Source organism: Pseudofrankia sp. EUN1h (assembly GCF_001854645.1).
Lineage (GTDB): Bacteria > Actinomycetota > Actinomycetes > Frankiales > Frankiaceae > Pseudofrankia > Pseudofrankia saprophytica.
In genome coordinates this window covers 21,978-37,219 of the sequence record NZ_MBLN01000071.1, presented here as the reverse complement: position 1 = coordinate 37,219, position 15,242 = coordinate 21,978, and the positions used below count along the sequence as shown (strand labels likewise).

At 72.2% G+C, this 15,242-nt stretch carries 13 protein-coding genes; 11 read left to right on the top strand and 2 right to left on the bottom strand.

All coding sequences use genetic code 11. From position 1 onward, the window contains the following. Positions 1–205 precede the first annotated feature (205 nt). The 9 genes from BCD49_RS27260 to BCD49_RS27220 all read left to right on the top strand — a co-directional run bounded on the left by BCD49_RS27260 (position 206) and on the right by BCD49_RS27220 (position 11,998). Positions 206–1,417, top strand: coding sequence for a PstC family ABC transporter permease (locus tag BCD49_RS27260; RefSeq protein ID WP_007512350.1), 1,212 nt, complete (start codon positions 206–208; stop codon positions 1,415–1,417). Beyond that, on the top strand, positions 1,414–2,475 hold the full coding sequence (pstA, locus tag BCD49_RS27255; protein WP_007512348.1) for a phosphate ABC transporter permease PstA: 1,062 nt from the start codon (positions 1,414–1,416) through the stop codon (positions 2,473–2,475). The genes BCD49_RS27260 and pstA overlap by 4 nt, the downstream gene beginning before the upstream one ends. Positions 2,476–2,596: 121 nt before the next feature. Further along, entirely contained in the window at positions 2,597–3,373 is a 777-nt protein-coding gene (pstB, locus tag BCD49_RS27250; RefSeq protein ID WP_007512347.1) for a phosphate ABC transporter ATP-binding protein PstB, read from the top strand. Between the two features lie 2 nt (positions 3,374–3,375). Further along, entirely contained in the window at positions 3,376–4,266 is an 891-nt protein-coding gene (locus BCD49_RS27245) for a response regulator transcription factor (protein WP_007512345.1), read from the top strand. Between the two features lie 108 nt (positions 4,267–4,374). After that, positions 4,375–4,908 (top strand): hypothetical protein, encoded by a 534-nt coding sequence (locus tag BCD49_RS27240; RefSeq protein ID WP_007512343.1) that lies wholly within the window; start codon positions 4,375–4,377, stop codon positions 4,906–4,908. Beyond that, positions 4,909–6,375, top strand: a complete 1,467-nt coding sequence (locus tag BCD49_RS27235; RefSeq protein ID WP_007512341.1) for a hypothetical protein — start codon at positions 4,909–4,911, stop codon at positions 6,373–6,375. It abuts the gene before it with no gap. A gap of 32 nt (positions 6,376–6,407) precedes the next feature. Further along, complete coding sequence (locus tag BCD49_RS27230) at positions 6,408–7,766, top strand: VWA domain-containing protein (protein ID WP_027140365.1); 1,359 nt, start codon at positions 6,408–6,410, stop codon at positions 7,764–7,766. Positions 7,767–7,856: 90 nt separating this feature from the next. Beyond that, positions 7,857–8,972 carry an ATP-binding protein gene (locus BCD49_RS27225; protein ID WP_007512337.1) on the top strand — a complete coding sequence of 372 codons (1,116 nt, stop codon included), beginning with the start codon at positions 7,857–7,859 and terminating at the stop codon, positions 8,970–8,972. Between the two features lie 134 nt (positions 8,973–9,106). Next, the gene (locus BCD49_RS27220; protein ID WP_051466724.1) at positions 9,107–11,998 is read left to right on the top strand and encodes a hypothetical protein; all 2,892 of its coding nucleotides are present in this window, start codon (positions 9,107–9,109) and stop codon (positions 11,996–11,998) included. Here the strand turns inward: BCD49_RS27220 and BCD49_RS27215 are convergent. Both BCD49_RS27215 and BCD49_RS27210 read right to left on the bottom strand, forming a co-directional pair. Beyond that, the gene (locus tag BCD49_RS27215) at positions 11,976–12,929 is read right to left on the bottom strand and encodes an A/G-specific adenine glycosylase (RefSeq protein ID WP_007512333.1); all 954 of its coding nucleotides are present in this window, start codon (positions 12,927–12,929) and stop codon (positions 11,976–11,978) included. The genes BCD49_RS27220 and BCD49_RS27215 overlap by 23 nt on opposite strands. 198 nt (positions 12,930–13,127) lie before the next feature. Continuing rightward, positions 13,128–13,610 carry a CarD family transcriptional regulator gene (locus BCD49_RS27210; protein ID WP_007512332.1) on the bottom strand — a complete coding sequence of 161 codons (483 nt, stop codon included), beginning with the start codon at positions 13,608–13,610 and terminating at the stop codon, positions 13,128–13,130. Between the two features lie 683 nt (positions 13,611–14,293). On the opposite strand from BCD49_RS27210, the gene BCD49_RS43725 reads away from it, so the two are divergent. Then, positions 14,294–14,437, top strand: coding sequence for a hypothetical protein (locus BCD49_RS43725; RefSeq protein ID WP_157845189.1), 144 nt, complete (start codon positions 14,294–14,296; stop codon positions 14,435–14,437). Beyond that, positions 14,434–15,162 carry a hypothetical protein gene (locus BCD49_RS27205; RefSeq protein WP_007512328.1) on the top strand — a complete coding sequence of 243 codons (729 nt, stop codon included), beginning with the start codon at positions 14,434–14,436 and terminating at the stop codon, positions 15,160–15,162. Before BCD49_RS43725 ends, BCD49_RS27205 begins: the two co-directional genes overlap by 4 nt. The last annotated feature ends 80 nt before the right edge of the window (positions 15,163–15,242 follow it).

Below are 15,242 nucleotides of genomic sequence, written 5' to 3'. Positions count from 1 at the left end.
TTCGGCCTTGAGGTGACCTTCCGTCCGGATGCCCGTGGCCGTGCCGATGGCTGGTCGGGCAACGGGCATCCGGCGGGAGGACCGGGCCGGTTCGGCCCGTGCGTGTGTTGATGCGGCCGCGGCCGGGGCGTTCGGCCCGGCCGCGGCTCGCCACGTTTGTCGGTCCTGATGACAAGTCTCGGAACCAGATGATCAGGAGGGGACGATGACCACAGAACCGGCCGCCCAGACGGCCGGCCCGGCGCCGTCCGAGCCAGGGGGGACTGGCGGTGGTGAGTCCCCTCCCAATACCGATACCGATACCGCTCCACGCGCCAAGGCGAAGGTCAGCTTCGCCGACGCGGCCTTCAAGAACGTGACGCGCCTCTGCGGCTTCCTGCTGCTGGCGCTCATGGCGGCGATCGCGCTGTTCCTCGTTCTCAAGGCGACGGACGCGCTGGGCGCCAACAAGGCGAACTTCTTCACCACGCAGACGTGGTTCCCGAACGAGGCCGGCAACCCGCGGTTCGGCATCGCCGCGCTGCTGTTCGGCACGGTCGTCACGGCCGCGGTCGCGATGATCATCGCGGTGCCGGTGGCCGTCGGGATCGCCCTGTTCATCACGAACTACGCGCCCCGCCGGGTCGGTGACGCGCTGGGCTACATCGTCGACCTGCTGGCCGCCGTGCCCAGCGTCGTCTACGGCCTGTGGGGCCTGGCCATCCTCGCGCCACACATGAACGGCACCCAGAGCTGGTTGAGCCAGTACCTTCCCTGGTTCCCGTGGACTCCGCTCGGCGGGGCGATCCTGGGCCTGGCCTTCGGTCTGATCCGCCGCGCCACGGCCACGGGAAGCAACTCCGTGGGCACACCCATCACCGCGGGCGTGGTACTTGGCGTCGTCGTGTCTCTGATCGCCGGCATCGCCGACGCACCGGATGACATCGGCATCTTCAGCACCGCGAGCGGCTCGGTCGGTCGGTCGATCTTCGTGGCGGGCGTCGTTCTCGCCATCATGGTCCTGCCGATCGTCGCGGCCATCTCGCGCGAGGTCTTCAAGCAGGTCCCGATCGCGCACAAGGAAGCGGCGTTCGCGCTCGGGGCGACCCGCTGGGAGATGATCCGCACGGCGGTGCTGCCCTACGGCCAGCCCGGCGTGATCAGCGCCTCGATGCTGGGCCTCGGCCGGGCGATGGGCGAGACCATCGCGGTCGCGATGGTCCTGCCCGCGTCGTTCGGTATCTCGGTGCACCTCCTCGAACCGGCCGGAAACACGATCGCCGCGAACATCGCGAACGGCTTCGGCGACTCCAACGACACCGGCCGCGGCGCGCTGATCGCGTCCGGTCTCGTGCTGTTCATCGTCACCATGCTGGTCAACATCGCCGCGCGGGCCATCATCGCCCGCCGGGCCGAGTTCTCGGGGGCCGCGGCATGAGCACCCTGACAGTGGCACCCGAGGGCGCCCCCGCGGCCGACAAGCTGCACCTTCATGGCAACAAGCTGCCCGCCTTCGCGCTGCCGGTGATYGCCGTCGCGTCCGTCGGCATCTCCCTGTTGCTGTATTTCGCCACCCCGATGGACAGCGAGATCCAGATCCTTCTGCTCTCGCTGCTGTTCTTCGCGGCCGGCCAGACGATCGCCTCCGTAGTGGTCGAGGGCGGCCGGCGGGCCAGGGACCGGTTCGCGACGACGCTGCTCATCGGGGCCTTCCTGCTCGCGATGGTCCCGCTCGTCGCCGTGCTGGTCACGGTGATCAGCAAGGGTGCCGCTCGCCTCGACGTCGAGTTCCTCACCCACTCGATGCGGGGCGTCAGGGCTCGCGACCACGGCGGCGGCGCCTATGCGGCGATCATCGGCACCCTGGAGCAGATCGCCCTCGCGAGCCTCATCGCGGTGCCGTTCAGCGTGCTGGTCGCGATCTACCTGGTCGAGTACGGCCGCGGCCGGATCAGCCGGACGATCAGCTTCTTCGTCGACGTGCTGACCGGTCTGCCGTCGATCATCGCCGGTCTGTTCATCTACGCCTTCTACCTGATCGTCCTGGGTGCCCCGCAGACCGGATTCGCCGGTTCGCTGGCGTTGATCATCCTGATGATCCCGACGGTGGTCCGCTCCACCGAGGAGATGCTCAAGCTGGTCCCGAACGAGCTGCGCGAGGCGAGCTACGCGCTCGGGGTCGCGCGGTGGCGCACGATCCTGAAGGTCGTGGTTCCCACGGCGCTGCCGGGCATTGTGACGGGCGTCATGTTGGCCATCGCCCGAGTGGCCGGCGAGACCGCGCCGCTGCTGCTTACGGTCTTCGGGAACGACTCCATCAACAACGACCCGTTCTCGGGCCACCAGGCGGCCCTTCCGTTGTACATCTTCTCCGAGGCCGCGAAGCCGCAGAGCTGGGCCATTGACCGTGCCTGGTCGGCCGCGCTCGTCCTGATCATCATTGTCATGCTGCTGAACCTGATTGCGCGCTTCATCGCGCGCCGGACCAGGGTCTGACCGCCTCGATGAGCAACGTCTCCGCAAACCGAATCACGAGTTCCCAGGCCGGCGAAGCCGACCTGGGAGGGACCCCGTTCGCGTCGACCGAGCCCCGACGGCTCAGGTAGCAGAGGTAGCAATGGCCACCCGAATCGACATCCAGGGGCTGAACGTCTTCTACGGCAAGTTCAAGGCCGTAGCGGGCGTGAACCTCGCCATCGAGCCGAAGAACGTCACCGCGTTCATCGGCCCCTCCGGCTGCGGCAAGTCCACCGTGCTGCGCACGCTGAACCGGATGCACGAGGTCATCCCGGGCGCGAGCGTCGAGGGCAAGGTCCTGCTCGACGGCGAGGACCTGTATGGGGCCGGGGTAGACCCGGTGAACGTGCGTCGCCAGGTCGGCATGGTCTTCCAGCGGCCGAACCCGTTCCCGACGATGTCCATCTACGAGAACGTCGTCGCCGGGCTGAAGCTCAACGGCACCCGCAAGAAGTCGCTGCTCGACGAACGCGCCGAGGAGTCGCTGCGCGGCGCCAACCTGTGGGACGAGGTCAAGGACCGCCTCGGCCGCCCGGGTGCCGGCCTGTCCGGTGGCCAGCAGCAGCGGCTCTGCATCGCCCGCGCGATCGCCGTCGAGCCGCAGGTGCTGCTCATGGACGAGCCCTGCTCCGCGCTCGACCCGATCTCGACGCTGGCGATCGAGGACCTCATCGCGAAGCTGAAGAACAGCTACACGATCGTGATCGTCACCCACAACATGCAGCAGGCTTCCCGGGTGAGCGACGCGACCGCGTTCTTCTCGCTCGAGGCGACCGGCCAGCCCGGCAAGCTGATCGAGTACGACAAGACCACCAAGATCTTCACCAACCCCGGCGAGAAGCGCACCGAGGACTACATCTCCGGGCGGTTCGGCTGAGCATGCCCCAGGGTGCCGTGCAGGCCGGTCTACCTCAGGTCGGCTCGGTCCAGGTCGGTGCGGCGGCGGCCGGCGGTCTGGCGGCGCGCTCCGCGGTGGTGCTGATCGCCGACGTCGACGTGGACGACGAGCTGGTCGCGGCGTTCGGTGCCCGCGGCGCCGAGGCGCGGGTGGTCGGCGACGGGGCGCTCGCCCTGCTGGAGGCCGGCCGGCTCGGGCCGTCCACGGTGCTCGTCAGCGCCACGCTGCCGGTCCTCGACGGCATCGGCGTGGTGCGCGCGCTGCGGGCCATGCGTGGCCGCGGCGAGATGACCATCCTGCTCGGCCTCGGCCCGGAGGACCGGTCGCAGGCCGCGGCGGGACTGGAGGCGGGCGCGAGCGCGTGCGTCGCCAAGCCGTACCTGGCCAGCGAGGTCCTCGCGCTCGCGGGCCTGCCGGTGGCGGAACCCGTGGCCGTGGCGGGGAGCCCGGTCGCCGCCGTCGGCGGTCCGGGCGCGGCCGTCGGCCCAGGCGGACCGGCCGTCGCGGCCGGTCCGGTGGTCGGCTGGGTCGCCGGGCGACCGGGACCCACCGTCATCGGTGAGCATGATCCGGAGGTGCTCAGGGTCGGCCCGGTGATGCTCGACATCGGCGCGCACCAGGTGCGGGTCGACGGCGTACCGGTCGCGGTGCCGCCGCGGGAGTTCCGGCTCCTGCGCGTCCTGCTCGAGCGCGCCGGCCGGGTCGTGCCTCGCGAGAGCCTGCTCGAGCTGGTCTGGGGCACCTCGCAGATGGACTCGAACACACTCGCCGTCCACGTCCGCCGCCTGCGCCGCCGCCTCGGCGACACCGCCGACACCCCCTGGTCGATCGAGAGCGTCCGCGGCGTCGGCTACCGCTACCGCCTGCCCTAGCGATCTGCCCGGATCTGCCCGGGATCGTCCGCCGAGAACTGTCGGACCGCCGCGATACAAGTAGCGGCAGACGGGACGAGTCGTCGGGCCGGCGGAGGTCGATGCGCGGTGGGTGCTGGCGGTGCGGTGGGTGCTGGCGGTGCGCAGGGGCGTGACACGCGCCGGCGCGGTGTGGGGCGGGTGGTGCCGCCCGTCGAGCCGCGGGCGCTGGCGAAGGTGCCCTTCGTCGAGCTGGCCGACGGCCGGCTGCGGGGAGTCGTGTCGAGCGGCTCGGACATCGGGCGGGTGTACGTCTCGTCGATCGTCGCGGGGACGCACGAGTACAGCTGCGGCACGAACAACAACCGCCCGTGCGGCGGGCTGACCAGTGCCGGGCTGTGCAACCACCTGCGCGCCCTGGTCGACGCCGCGGTGCTCCAGTACGGCGGCGGGCGGGTGGCGCGGTACCTGCGCGTCGACGGCGCCGAGGACGCCATGTCCGCGGACGACGTCGTGTCACGCCTGCGGGGCCAGCGCGCCCGGCTGGAGGCGGCCTCCGTGTTCAGCGGGTTCCTGCGCCACCTCGGCTACCTGGAGCTGCCGGACGTCGCCCTGCCCGTCCCCGAGCTGGACTGGTTCCCGGCCGGGCGGGCGGTCCTGTAGATGCTCGCCACGCAGCTCCACGCGCTCGCCGGCGCCGCGCCCGCCGGGGTCGCGGAGGCGTTCGCCCTGGTCGACGGTTTCGACGACGTCCTGGTGGAGGGCCTCGGGCGGCTCGACGCGGCCCGCGGTGACGCGCTAGGTGCCCTGGCGGGCGCGGTGGCGGCGACGCCGATGGGTCCGGCCGCCCGCGACGCCGCCGAGAAGATCGTGGCGGGCTCGGTCACCGACGAGGCGCTGGTCGCGCTCGCCGGCGCGCGGGCCGCGGTGCTGGGCGCCGCGCACGATGCCCTGCTCGCCAGCTTCGACGCTGCCCTGGGCCGGGACAGGCTGACCGGGGAACCGGTGGGAGGACCCATCGCGCCGCCACCGCCGCCGGACTGGGAACCGGCGCTCGCCGGATGCCGCTCCTGGCTGCGGGACGTGGCCATCACCGGCTGGCGTGGCGTCGACGAGGACGTCGTCTCGTCGTCGGCCCAGGCCCGCCAGGCCGCGCTGGCCGAGCCGCGGCTGCGCCGGCTGGCGGTGCTGCTCGACGGGCTGGCGGCGGAGCTGCGCGCGTCCGGCCAGGTCGGGACGGCCGCCGGCCCGCCGGTCCGGCGCTGGGCCGATCTGTGGGCGCGGGCGCTGCTGTTGGCCTGGCGTGGCGACTGGTCGCCACCGGCCGGGCCGGCCGGCGGCGAGCCCACGGGCCTGGTGTCCGGGCGGCTCCTGGTGCTGGGCGCGGAGGTGGCCGAGCACGACACCGCCGCGCGGGTACAGGTCCACGCCATCCTGGAACCCGCCGCGGAAGGCGGCGCCGGCGGTCGGCCCCGGCTCGTGCGTACCGGCGTGACCGTCGCGAAGGTCGACACCCTGGTCGGGCCGGCGCTGTGGCGCCTGTTCGCGGACTACCCGGTGCTGCTGGGCGCGCTCGCCGAGCACCGGGTGCTGGAGGTCGCGGACATGGTGTCGCTCGACAGCGGCGATCTGGTCTGGCGGGAGGACGCCGCCCGTCTCGGTGACGCCGCGGACCCGTTCGTCACCGCCCGGGTACGGCTGGCGGAGACGGTGTCCTCGGCTCCCGCGCCGCTCGACCGGCATCCGGTCCGGATCACCGAGCCCGTTCTGATCGAGGGGTACAAGACCGCGTTGGACGAGGTCACCCGGACGCTGACGTTCGACCTGGCCGGAACGGCGCTGGTCGTCGAGGCCGACCCGGCCGTGGACCCTGCGTCGAGCCTCGGTCCACTGACACCGGCGCTGCTGGCCGCCTCGTCCGCCTGCCTGGGGCTGCTGCGCTGGGACGACGACCGGTGGTGGCTTCGGCCGCTGGCGGCCCAGGCCGTCGTCAGGAAGAAGCCGGTGACGGCCCACGCCGGCGACTGGGCTCTCGGCGCCCCCGATCCGAAGATCGCGAAGACGCGGGCCAAGAACGGTGACGCCGTCGCCGTGCTGCGCGAGCGGGCCGGACGGTTGCTGCGCCGATGAACCCGATCCCGAACCCGATCGGCGAGGAGTCCATGGACCTCGACGTCGCGGCGCTCGAGAACCGTCGCCAGGTCCTGTACTGGCGGCTGCTGGCCCGGATCTTCGCGCCGGACGAGCAGCCCGCGTTGGAGTCGGCGAGCGTCGCCGTCGTCGAGGATCTCGGCCTGCCGCCTGCGCTGCTCGACCCGGCCGTGTCCATCGACACCATCGTGCAGCGCTTCCCGGCGCTGGCCGATCAGATCCCGGGCCTGCTCGAACGGCGGGGCACGACCGGCGACGAGCCCGCGTCACCCGGGCACGAGGCCGCCGACGTGCCCGGCGCTCCCGTCGGTGAGGCGGAGGTGCGCAGCGCGGCGTTGATGTCGAAACTGCTTCTCAACGTGTTCGCGACCGGGTCGGGCGGCGTCACGGCCGGTCGGCTCGCCGGCTGGCAGAGCGACGCCGGCTGGCTCAGGCAGGCGCTCGGCGGGCCGGGCACCGGCGACGGCGACGCGACGGCCGGGCTGGGTGGTGTGCTCGGCGACATCGAGGCCGACCTGGTGCGCCGGATGCACCTGCGCGAGGTGCTGGCGAACAACGCCCTCGCCAGCCAGCTCACGCCGAGCATGTCCCTGATCGAGCAGTTGCTGCGGGACAAGAGCAACCTGTCGGGTGTCGCGCTGGCCAACGCGAAGTCCCTGATCCGCCGGTTCGTCGACGAGGTCGCCGAGGTGCTGCGCACCCAGGTGGAGAAGGCGAGCGTCGGGACGATCGACCGTTCGGTGCCGCCGAAGCGGGTGTACCGCAACCTGGACCTGGACCGCACGATCTGGCGGAACCTGACCAACTGGAATCCCGACGACCAGCGCCTCTACGTCGACCGGCTGTACTACCGGCAGACGGCCCGGCGGACGACGCCGGCGCGGATGATCGTCGTGGTCGATCAGTCCGGGTCGATGGTCGACTCGATGGTGAACTGCACCATCCTGGCGTCGATCTTCGCGGGCCTGCCCAAGGTGGACGTCCACCTGATCGCGTACGACACCCGGGCGCTCGACCTCACACCCTGGGTGCACGACCCGTTCGAGGTCCTGCTGCGTACCAGCCTCGGTGGCGGCAACGACGGCCCGGTCGCGATGGCCATGGCCCGCCCCAAGATCGTCGATCCGCGGAACACGGCCATGGTGTGGATCTCGGACTTCTACGAGTTCGACCGGTCCCAGCCGCTGTTCGACGCCATCGAATCGGTCCACCGGTCCGGTGTGCGGTTCATCCCGGTCGGATCGGTGAACAGTTCCGGCCGCCAGAGCGTGAACCCCTGGTTCCGTGACCGGTTCAAGGACCTGGGCACGCCCGTGATCTCGGGCCACGTCCGCAAGCTCGTCTTCGAGCTGAAGAGCTTCCTCGCCTGACGTGCTCGTTCTCCTGGTCGTTCTCGTCTCGTTCTCGACCTCGTTCTCGACTTCCCGTATCCGTACGCCGACACCCGTGGAGACCCACGTATGACCGCCGAGATGCTGCGTGCCCCCGCCGAGGTCAAGTACGCCGACGAGCTGGACTGGCTGGAGTCCGTCGACGACGGGCCCAAGCCCTTCTCGTGGCGCCTGAGCCCGCGGATGGTCCGCCTGTTCGTCCTCGGCTCCCAGCGTTCCGACCGCCTGGACCGCGGCGTCGACCAGAAGTGGTTCGGCGAGGCGAGCCTGGTCGAGCGCGCCATCGTGACGCTCGCGTCCGACCGTGGCCTGCTGCTGATCGGGGACCCGGGGACCGGCAAGAGCTGGCTCGCCGAGCTGCTCGCGGCGGCGATCAGCCGTGACTCGACGCTGGTCGTCCAGGGCACCGCCGGCACCACCGAGGACCACATCAAGTACTCGTGGAACGTCTCGATGGTGATCGCGCAGGGGCAGTCCAGGAAGTCGATGATCCCCTCGCCGATCATGACCGCCATGGAACGCGGCATGATCGGCCGGTTCGAGGAGCTCACGCGGTCGACCAGCGACGTCCAGGACGCGCTGATCTCGATCCTGTCGGAGAAGTACGTCTCGATTCCCGAGCTCGACAGCGACAACACCGTGTTCGCCCAGCCGGGATTCTCGATCATCGCGACAGCGAACAGCCGTGACCGGGGTGTCAACGACCTCTCCTCGGCGCTCAAGCGCCGGTTCAACTTCGTCCGGATCCCGGTGGTGACGAACAAGCGCAGCGAGGCAGACATCGTCCGGTTCCGCACCACGGAGCTGCTGCGCCGCCACCAGATCGAGCTGGACGTCCCGCCGACGCTGCTCGACATCCTGCTGCAGAGCTTCGCCGACCTGCGGGCCGCCGCGGCCTCGGCGACCAGCGATGACGAGAAGCTCGAATCGGCCCTCTCCACCGCCGAGCAGATCGGCGTGCTCGAGGACGCGATCCTGCACAGCCAGTTCTTCGGGGAGCGGGTGCTGGGCGCGGGCGCCCTCGCGAGCTCGCTGGTCGGCTCGCTCGCCCGCCGCAGCCCCGAGGATCTCGCCATCCTCAACAAGTACTGGCACGGTGTCGTCGAGCCGCGCAGCAAGAAGGACGGCGGGCTGTGGCCGGACTTCCTCGAAGGCGGCCGTCAGGCGATCGCGACCCTGTCGTGAGCCCGGCGCGCGTGCACGGCGGACCGGCCAGCGGCCTCGACGCGGATCGCGCCCACGGGCACACCAAGGTCACGAACGGTTCCGCCGGCTCTGCCAGCTCGACCGGCTCTACCAGCTCCGCTGAGCCCTTCGGCGTGCTGCGGGAAAGGCTCGTCGACGCGGCGGCGGCGTTCGCGGCGGATTCGACCGCGCTAGCCGAGATCATGGCCGGCCTGGTCGATGACGTCGGTTGGGCGCTGCGCGAGCCGCTCGAGATCTTCCCCGTCTGCCACCACTCGCCGGCGTCGGCACTGGCGATGGCCAGCCGGTTGTGGGAGAAGCGGCCGAAAGTCATCTACCTGGAGCTGTGCGAGGATCTGCGGCCTCTGCTCGGTGAGCTACGCAACTGCCGGCTGCCGGTGGCGCCGCAGGCGTTCGCCCACGAGCTGGCCGGGTTTCCCGCCGGCTGGGGCCCACTGAGCATCGTCGCGCCGATCACCGAGGCCTCCGCCGAGTACCAGGCGATCGCCTACGCGCTCGAGACGCCGGACGTCGAGCTCGTGCTCGTCGACTGGTCGACCGACCACCTCTTCCAGTGGGAGGAACGCGCGGCGGCCGAGGCGGCGGCCAGCGCCCGCCCGGCACCGCGGGACGCGCCGGACGGGGGCGGGGGGGCCGCCGAGCCCGCGGACCCCGACCGCGGCGACGAGGCGGCGCTACACGGCGACGCGGTCGGCATCGAGATCGGCGACCTGCGCCCCCGGTTCGCCGAGCTGGAGGAGTTCCTGCTGCGGCACGGGCGGGTCCGGCACTGGTCGGAATGGTGGGACCAGTACGTCGAGCAGCCACTGGCGGTCGCCGACTACGACACCTACCGGCAGGCGATGACGCTCATCGGCAGCCTGTTCCGGCGGATGACGCCCGCGGGCGGTGGCCACCGGCTGGCCCGGGACGAGGAACGCGAGCGCCACATGTGGACCCGGATCCGGGAGCACCTGGCCCGGTCCGGCGTCGACCGGTCGGAGTGCCTCTACGTCTGCGGCGCGTTTCACGCCGTCAGCCGCGTCCCCGAGTTCGGCACGCTCGCCGGTCCGCCCGGGTGGGAGCCGCCCCGCCGGGAGCCGGCTGTCGAGCCGCCCGGCCAGGAGATCCACGAGATCCACGAGACCTACGAGATCGGCCCGGTGACGGCCACCCGCTGGATGTATGGGCTCATCCCGTCCAGCCACTCGGCCATCGAGGCGCAGTTCGGCCTCGCCGGCGGATCCGTGTCGATCGCGCGGGCCACCTGGGCGAAGGCGCTGACCCGCTCGGGCGTCACCCCGTTCCAGCTCACCGACGGTCGCGCCACGGGCCGCCGCGCCCGGCCCGCGAAGGTGGCCAGGACGGGCGGGACGGGGCCGGGCAGGACCGGTCCCGACGGCCGCCAGGCCGGCGGCGCCGAAGGCCGGGACGGGCCGGGCGGCGCTGCCGAGCCCCTGGTGGGCTTCCTCGAACGGCCGCCGGCGCTCGATGGGCTGGACGAGGCCGAGCTGCTCGGCTGGTCCGTGGACATCGTCAGGCTGGCCCGCCGAAGCGGTTACCTCGCCAGCACCGCCGACGCGATCGCCGTGTTCGAGACCTCGATCCTGCTCGCCGGGCTGCGCAACCGGGCCCGCCCCACGCCGTACGACTTCCAGGACGCGGCGGTCACCTGCATCGAGAAGGACGTCGTTCCCGGCCGCCGTGACGTGCGGCGGCTGTGCGAGATCCTGCTCGGCGGAGACCGGATCGGCCAGGTCGGCTACGACGCGCTCCCGCCGCTCGCCCAGGACGTCTACGACCGGCTTGCCCCGCTTGGGCTCGATCTGGACAAGCGCACCGTGCAACGGGTGTTGATCGACCTCGCGGCGAGCCCCGAGCTGGCCGAGTGCTCGCACCTGCTGTGGATGTTGCGTTACCTGCTGCCAGATGGGGCGATCCGTCCCATCCTCGGGGTACGGCGGCTTGGCGAGCGTTCCGTCCAGGAGAGCTGGGACGTGGCGATCGGCCGGCACCAGCGAGTGCTGATCGAGCTGGGCTACGAGGCGGTCACCATCGAGCAGGCGGTGGAGCAGCGGCTGCGGCGCGCCGCCTGGGCGCCGACGGCCACCGCGGCGGTCGCGCTCGCCGCCGTCGAGGACGCGATCGTCTATCTCGACAGCCGCCGCCTCGCCGAGGAGCTGGGCGCCCGCGCCGTCGAGCTGCTCACCACCGAACGGACCGTCGACGACGCGCCCGAGGTGCTGCGCCGCATCCGCCGCCTGCTGGACTACTACCGGGTCAACGAGCCGAGCCTGCCGGCCTGGTGCGAGCAGTTCGTCAAGGGCGGGTACGCGCACTACTGCACGCTGCTGCCGACCGCCTTCACCGCCGAGGACGTCGGTGTCCGCCAGGTGGCCTCCATGCTCGGCTTCCTGCTGACCCTGGAGAACCTCGCGCTGTCCCTCGGCTGTGATCGCGCGCAGCTGGAGCTGGCCGTGCGCCAGTCCCATCCAGAGGAGCCGGCCCGGGTCGCGCTGCTGTGGGCCGCCCAGACCCGGCTCGGTCAGTTGCCCATGGCCGAGCTGCGAGCGCGCTGCGACGACCTGCTCGCGGGCCCGCTCACCGTCCCGGCGTTCCCGCGCTATCTGGCGGGTCTCGTCCAGGCCCTGGAGCCAGTGCCGACGCTTACCCCGTTCGCGGTCGAGATGATCTCCAAGGCGTTCGCGCGGCTGCCCGACCCAGTCCTGCTTCCCTGGCTGCCGACACTGGTCACGACACTGCGTGACCACGCGGGCGAGCTGGTACCGACGCTCGTGCGCGAGGCGGGCCGTACCTTCCCCGGGAACCTGGCGGACCTGGACGCGTGGGTCGCGCCCTGGTCGGACCGTCCGGCCTCCACCGTGCCCGCGGTGGACCCGGCCGATGCCGGGCGTACCTATCCGGGTGTTGCCGAGGTCGCCCGGTTGCTGGCGGATCACCCGGCGACCGCCGACGCGGTCCACGACCTGATCGCGCCGCGGGTCAGACCGACAGACTCGCCGTGACATCGCCGGGCAGCGCGTACCTGCCAGGCCCGACGGCGACGGCGAGGCCGTCGTCGAGGAGGCCGCGCAGGGCGCGCTCCCGCTGGACCGGCTCGTCCCAGACGGCGTCGAGCAGGGCCGCGTCGACGGGGCCGTCCGCGTCTCGCAGCACGGCGAGCAGCCGGCCACGCACCTGGCGGTCGGTGCCGGCGTAGCCCTGCGGGCGCCGGGCCGGGCCGTCGTGGGGTGGGCTGCCGGCGAGCAGCCACGCGCACCGTTCCCGGACCGGGCAGCCGTCGCAGCGGGGTGCCCGGGCGACACAGACCAGCGCGCCGAGCTCCATGAACGCGGCGCTGGCCCGGGCGGCGGTCTCCGGATCGGCCGGCAGCAGGTTCTCGACGGCGGCGAGGTCGCGACGGCTGACCGTGGCGGGACCCTCGGCGGCGCCCTCGACCGCGCGGGCGAACAGACGCCGGACGTTCACGTCGACCACCGCATGGCGCTGCCGGAACGCGAACGCGGCGACCGCGCGGGCCGTGTAAGTGCCGATACCTGGGAGGGCGAGCAGATCGTCGAGGCCGTCCGGGATCGCGCCGCCGTGCCGCTCGACGATGGCGGTCGCCGCCTGGTGCAGGCGCAGCGCCCGGCGCGGGTAGCCAAGACGCCCCCACATTCGAACGGCCTCGCCGGCCGGCTCCGCCGCGAGCGCGGCTGGGTCGGGCCAGCGCGCGAGCCAGGCCGCCCAGACCGGCAGCACCCGGTTCACGGGCGTCTGCTGCAGCATCACCTCACTGACGAGCACGCCCCAGGGCCCGGCCTCCGGCCGCCGCCAGGGCAGATCCCGCGCCACCAGCCCGTACCACTCGAGCACGACGTCGGCGAACGGACGCCCATCGGTCGCCCACGTGTCCGCCGTGCCCGCCTTACCCTGCTTCCCGTTCATCACCGCCATCGTGCCAGCCGCCCGGCCAGGGCCGTCCCACCGGGCCGGCCCTGCCTCGTCCGACTGGCCGGCCCTGATCCGCGCGGCTGGACCGACCCGCTGGGCCCGACTCCGGGCATGGCAAAGCGGGCCGTCCCAACACCTGCGTGCAGGCGAGACGACCCGCTTCGTCTGACCCGGAGGGTCAGCGAGCTAGCTGAGACGTGGTCAACCGGCAAGGACCTCGTCGAGCATGGCCTCGGCCTTGTCCTCGTTGGTGCCCTCGGCGAGGGCAAGCTCACTGACGAGGATCTGCCGAGCCTTGCTGAGCATCCGCTTTTCGCCGGCCGACAGGCCGCGCTCCCGGTCACGTCGCCACAGGTCGCGAACGACCTCGGCCACCTTGTTCACGTCGCCCGAGGCCAGCTTCTCGAGGTTGGCCTTGTACCGGCGCGACCAGTTGGTCGGCTCCTCGGTGTGCGGCGCGCGCAGCACCTCGAAGACGCGCTCCAGGCCGTCCTGGCCGACGACATCGCGCACGCCAACCATGCCGATGTTGTCGGCCGGTACGCGCACGGTCAGGTCGCCCTGAGCCACCTTGAGCACGAGATAGAGTTTCTCTTCACCTTTGATGACGCGCGTTTCAATCGCATCGATGAGAGCAGCCCCGTGATGCGGGTAAACGACGGTCTCGCCGACTTGGAAAGCCATGTGTCACGTGCCCCTTCCGCCTCTACCAGCGTAACACGCACGCATCGCTGCAGGTCAGACGCATGCGGGGTCGCGCGCGGTCGACGGGGCCGCTCTGGTCCGCCGCAGCGGAGCGTTCTGGCCACGCTCCGCCAACCACGAACACCGCCCGGCGTCGGCTTGCGCCGCTTCGGTCAAGCCGTCCGGCTGGTCTGACCGAACTGTCCGACCCGCGTCCCGACCTGCTGAAACGCTCGCCACACTCGCGCGGCCACACCGCCGTCATGTCCCGGTCGAACGGCGCCCGGCGGACCGTTCATGAACACGCCGCGTGGCCCCGCACCGAAGGCCGAGACGCGCGGCGGCTCAGTTCCGCCGGCCCAAACCGGACCGAGACTTCGGCGCGTCGCATTCCGTCGCCGCACGCGGTGACCGGCCCGTGTACTCCGCGCCGACAAAACGGTGGCATGGCGTAGCGGAGTAGTTGGCAATCGCGAGATTCCGACCGGTGTCGGCACCGGAGCTGACGCACYGGTACCGCCCTGATCCATGGCGGGGTCGCGGACCTACCCGACMCGGGCGGCGACCTCCTGCGACGGAGCACTACCTGAACCGCCGCCGGCCTGGCCTGGCGGATCGCCGGCGAGGCAGCGGTCACACCGCACCCGGGCTCGCCGCCCGCGCGAGGCACGTCCGCATACCAGGTGGCTAGTCTTAGCGCCGAGCAGCCCAAGGCGCCCCCGCGCGGCCGTCGCCGTGCCCGTCTCGTCGTCCGGCTGCGCTACTGGACCAGCGCGGGCGCCCTGTTCGGGTGCCGCGCCCGCACGACAGGAGTCACCGAGCCGTGAGCCGCCGTCCGGGGGCGCGCAGCGCAGCCATTTCGCGCCGTCCCGCCGTCACGTCCGCCCCGCCCATCTCGCGCGCCGCGGGCGTCGCCCCGGCCCGCTCGCTGCGCCGCACGGCGGCGGCGCTGGCCGCCGCCGCGCTGCTGTCCGCTCCGGCGCTCGCTGCCTGTGCCAGCGGCACTGACGCGATGACGGGCCTGGCGCGCACGACGACGAACACCGCCAACGGCGCCGTCGGCACCATCGACCTGCGCAACGTCTACGTCGCCGGCCCGGTCAGGGCCGGCGAGGACGCCCAGGTCATCTCGGCCCTGTTCAACGGCGGGAGCCAGGCCGACGAACTGGTCAGTGTCTCGTCACCGGACGCGGCCGGGGGCGCACCCGGCAGCCCGGCGACGCTGCCCCCGGCGGGCGGCCAGATCTACATCGCCAACGGCTCGGCTCCGAGCCTCACCGGCCTGAAGAAGGACCTGCCGGTGGGCTCCGCGACGAAGGTGACCTTCACGTTCGCCAAGGCCGGCGCCGTCACCCTGGACGTGCCGGTCGAGGAGCCGCTGCCCGGCGCCTCCGGCACGCCCACCGCCACGCCGTCCGCGTCCGCGACACCCACCGCGACCCCGCCGGCGGCGACGTCCGCGACACCGTCCGCGGGCTCCACCGCCACCCCGACGGCCGGCTCCACCGCCACCCCGACCGTGGGAACCAGCGCCACCTCCACCGCCGGCTGAGCCGACGGCGCGCCCAGTCGAAAGAACCTCCGGCTGCAAGGCGCGTGATCAGCCCGCGGACGCTCTAGCGGTGATCTTGC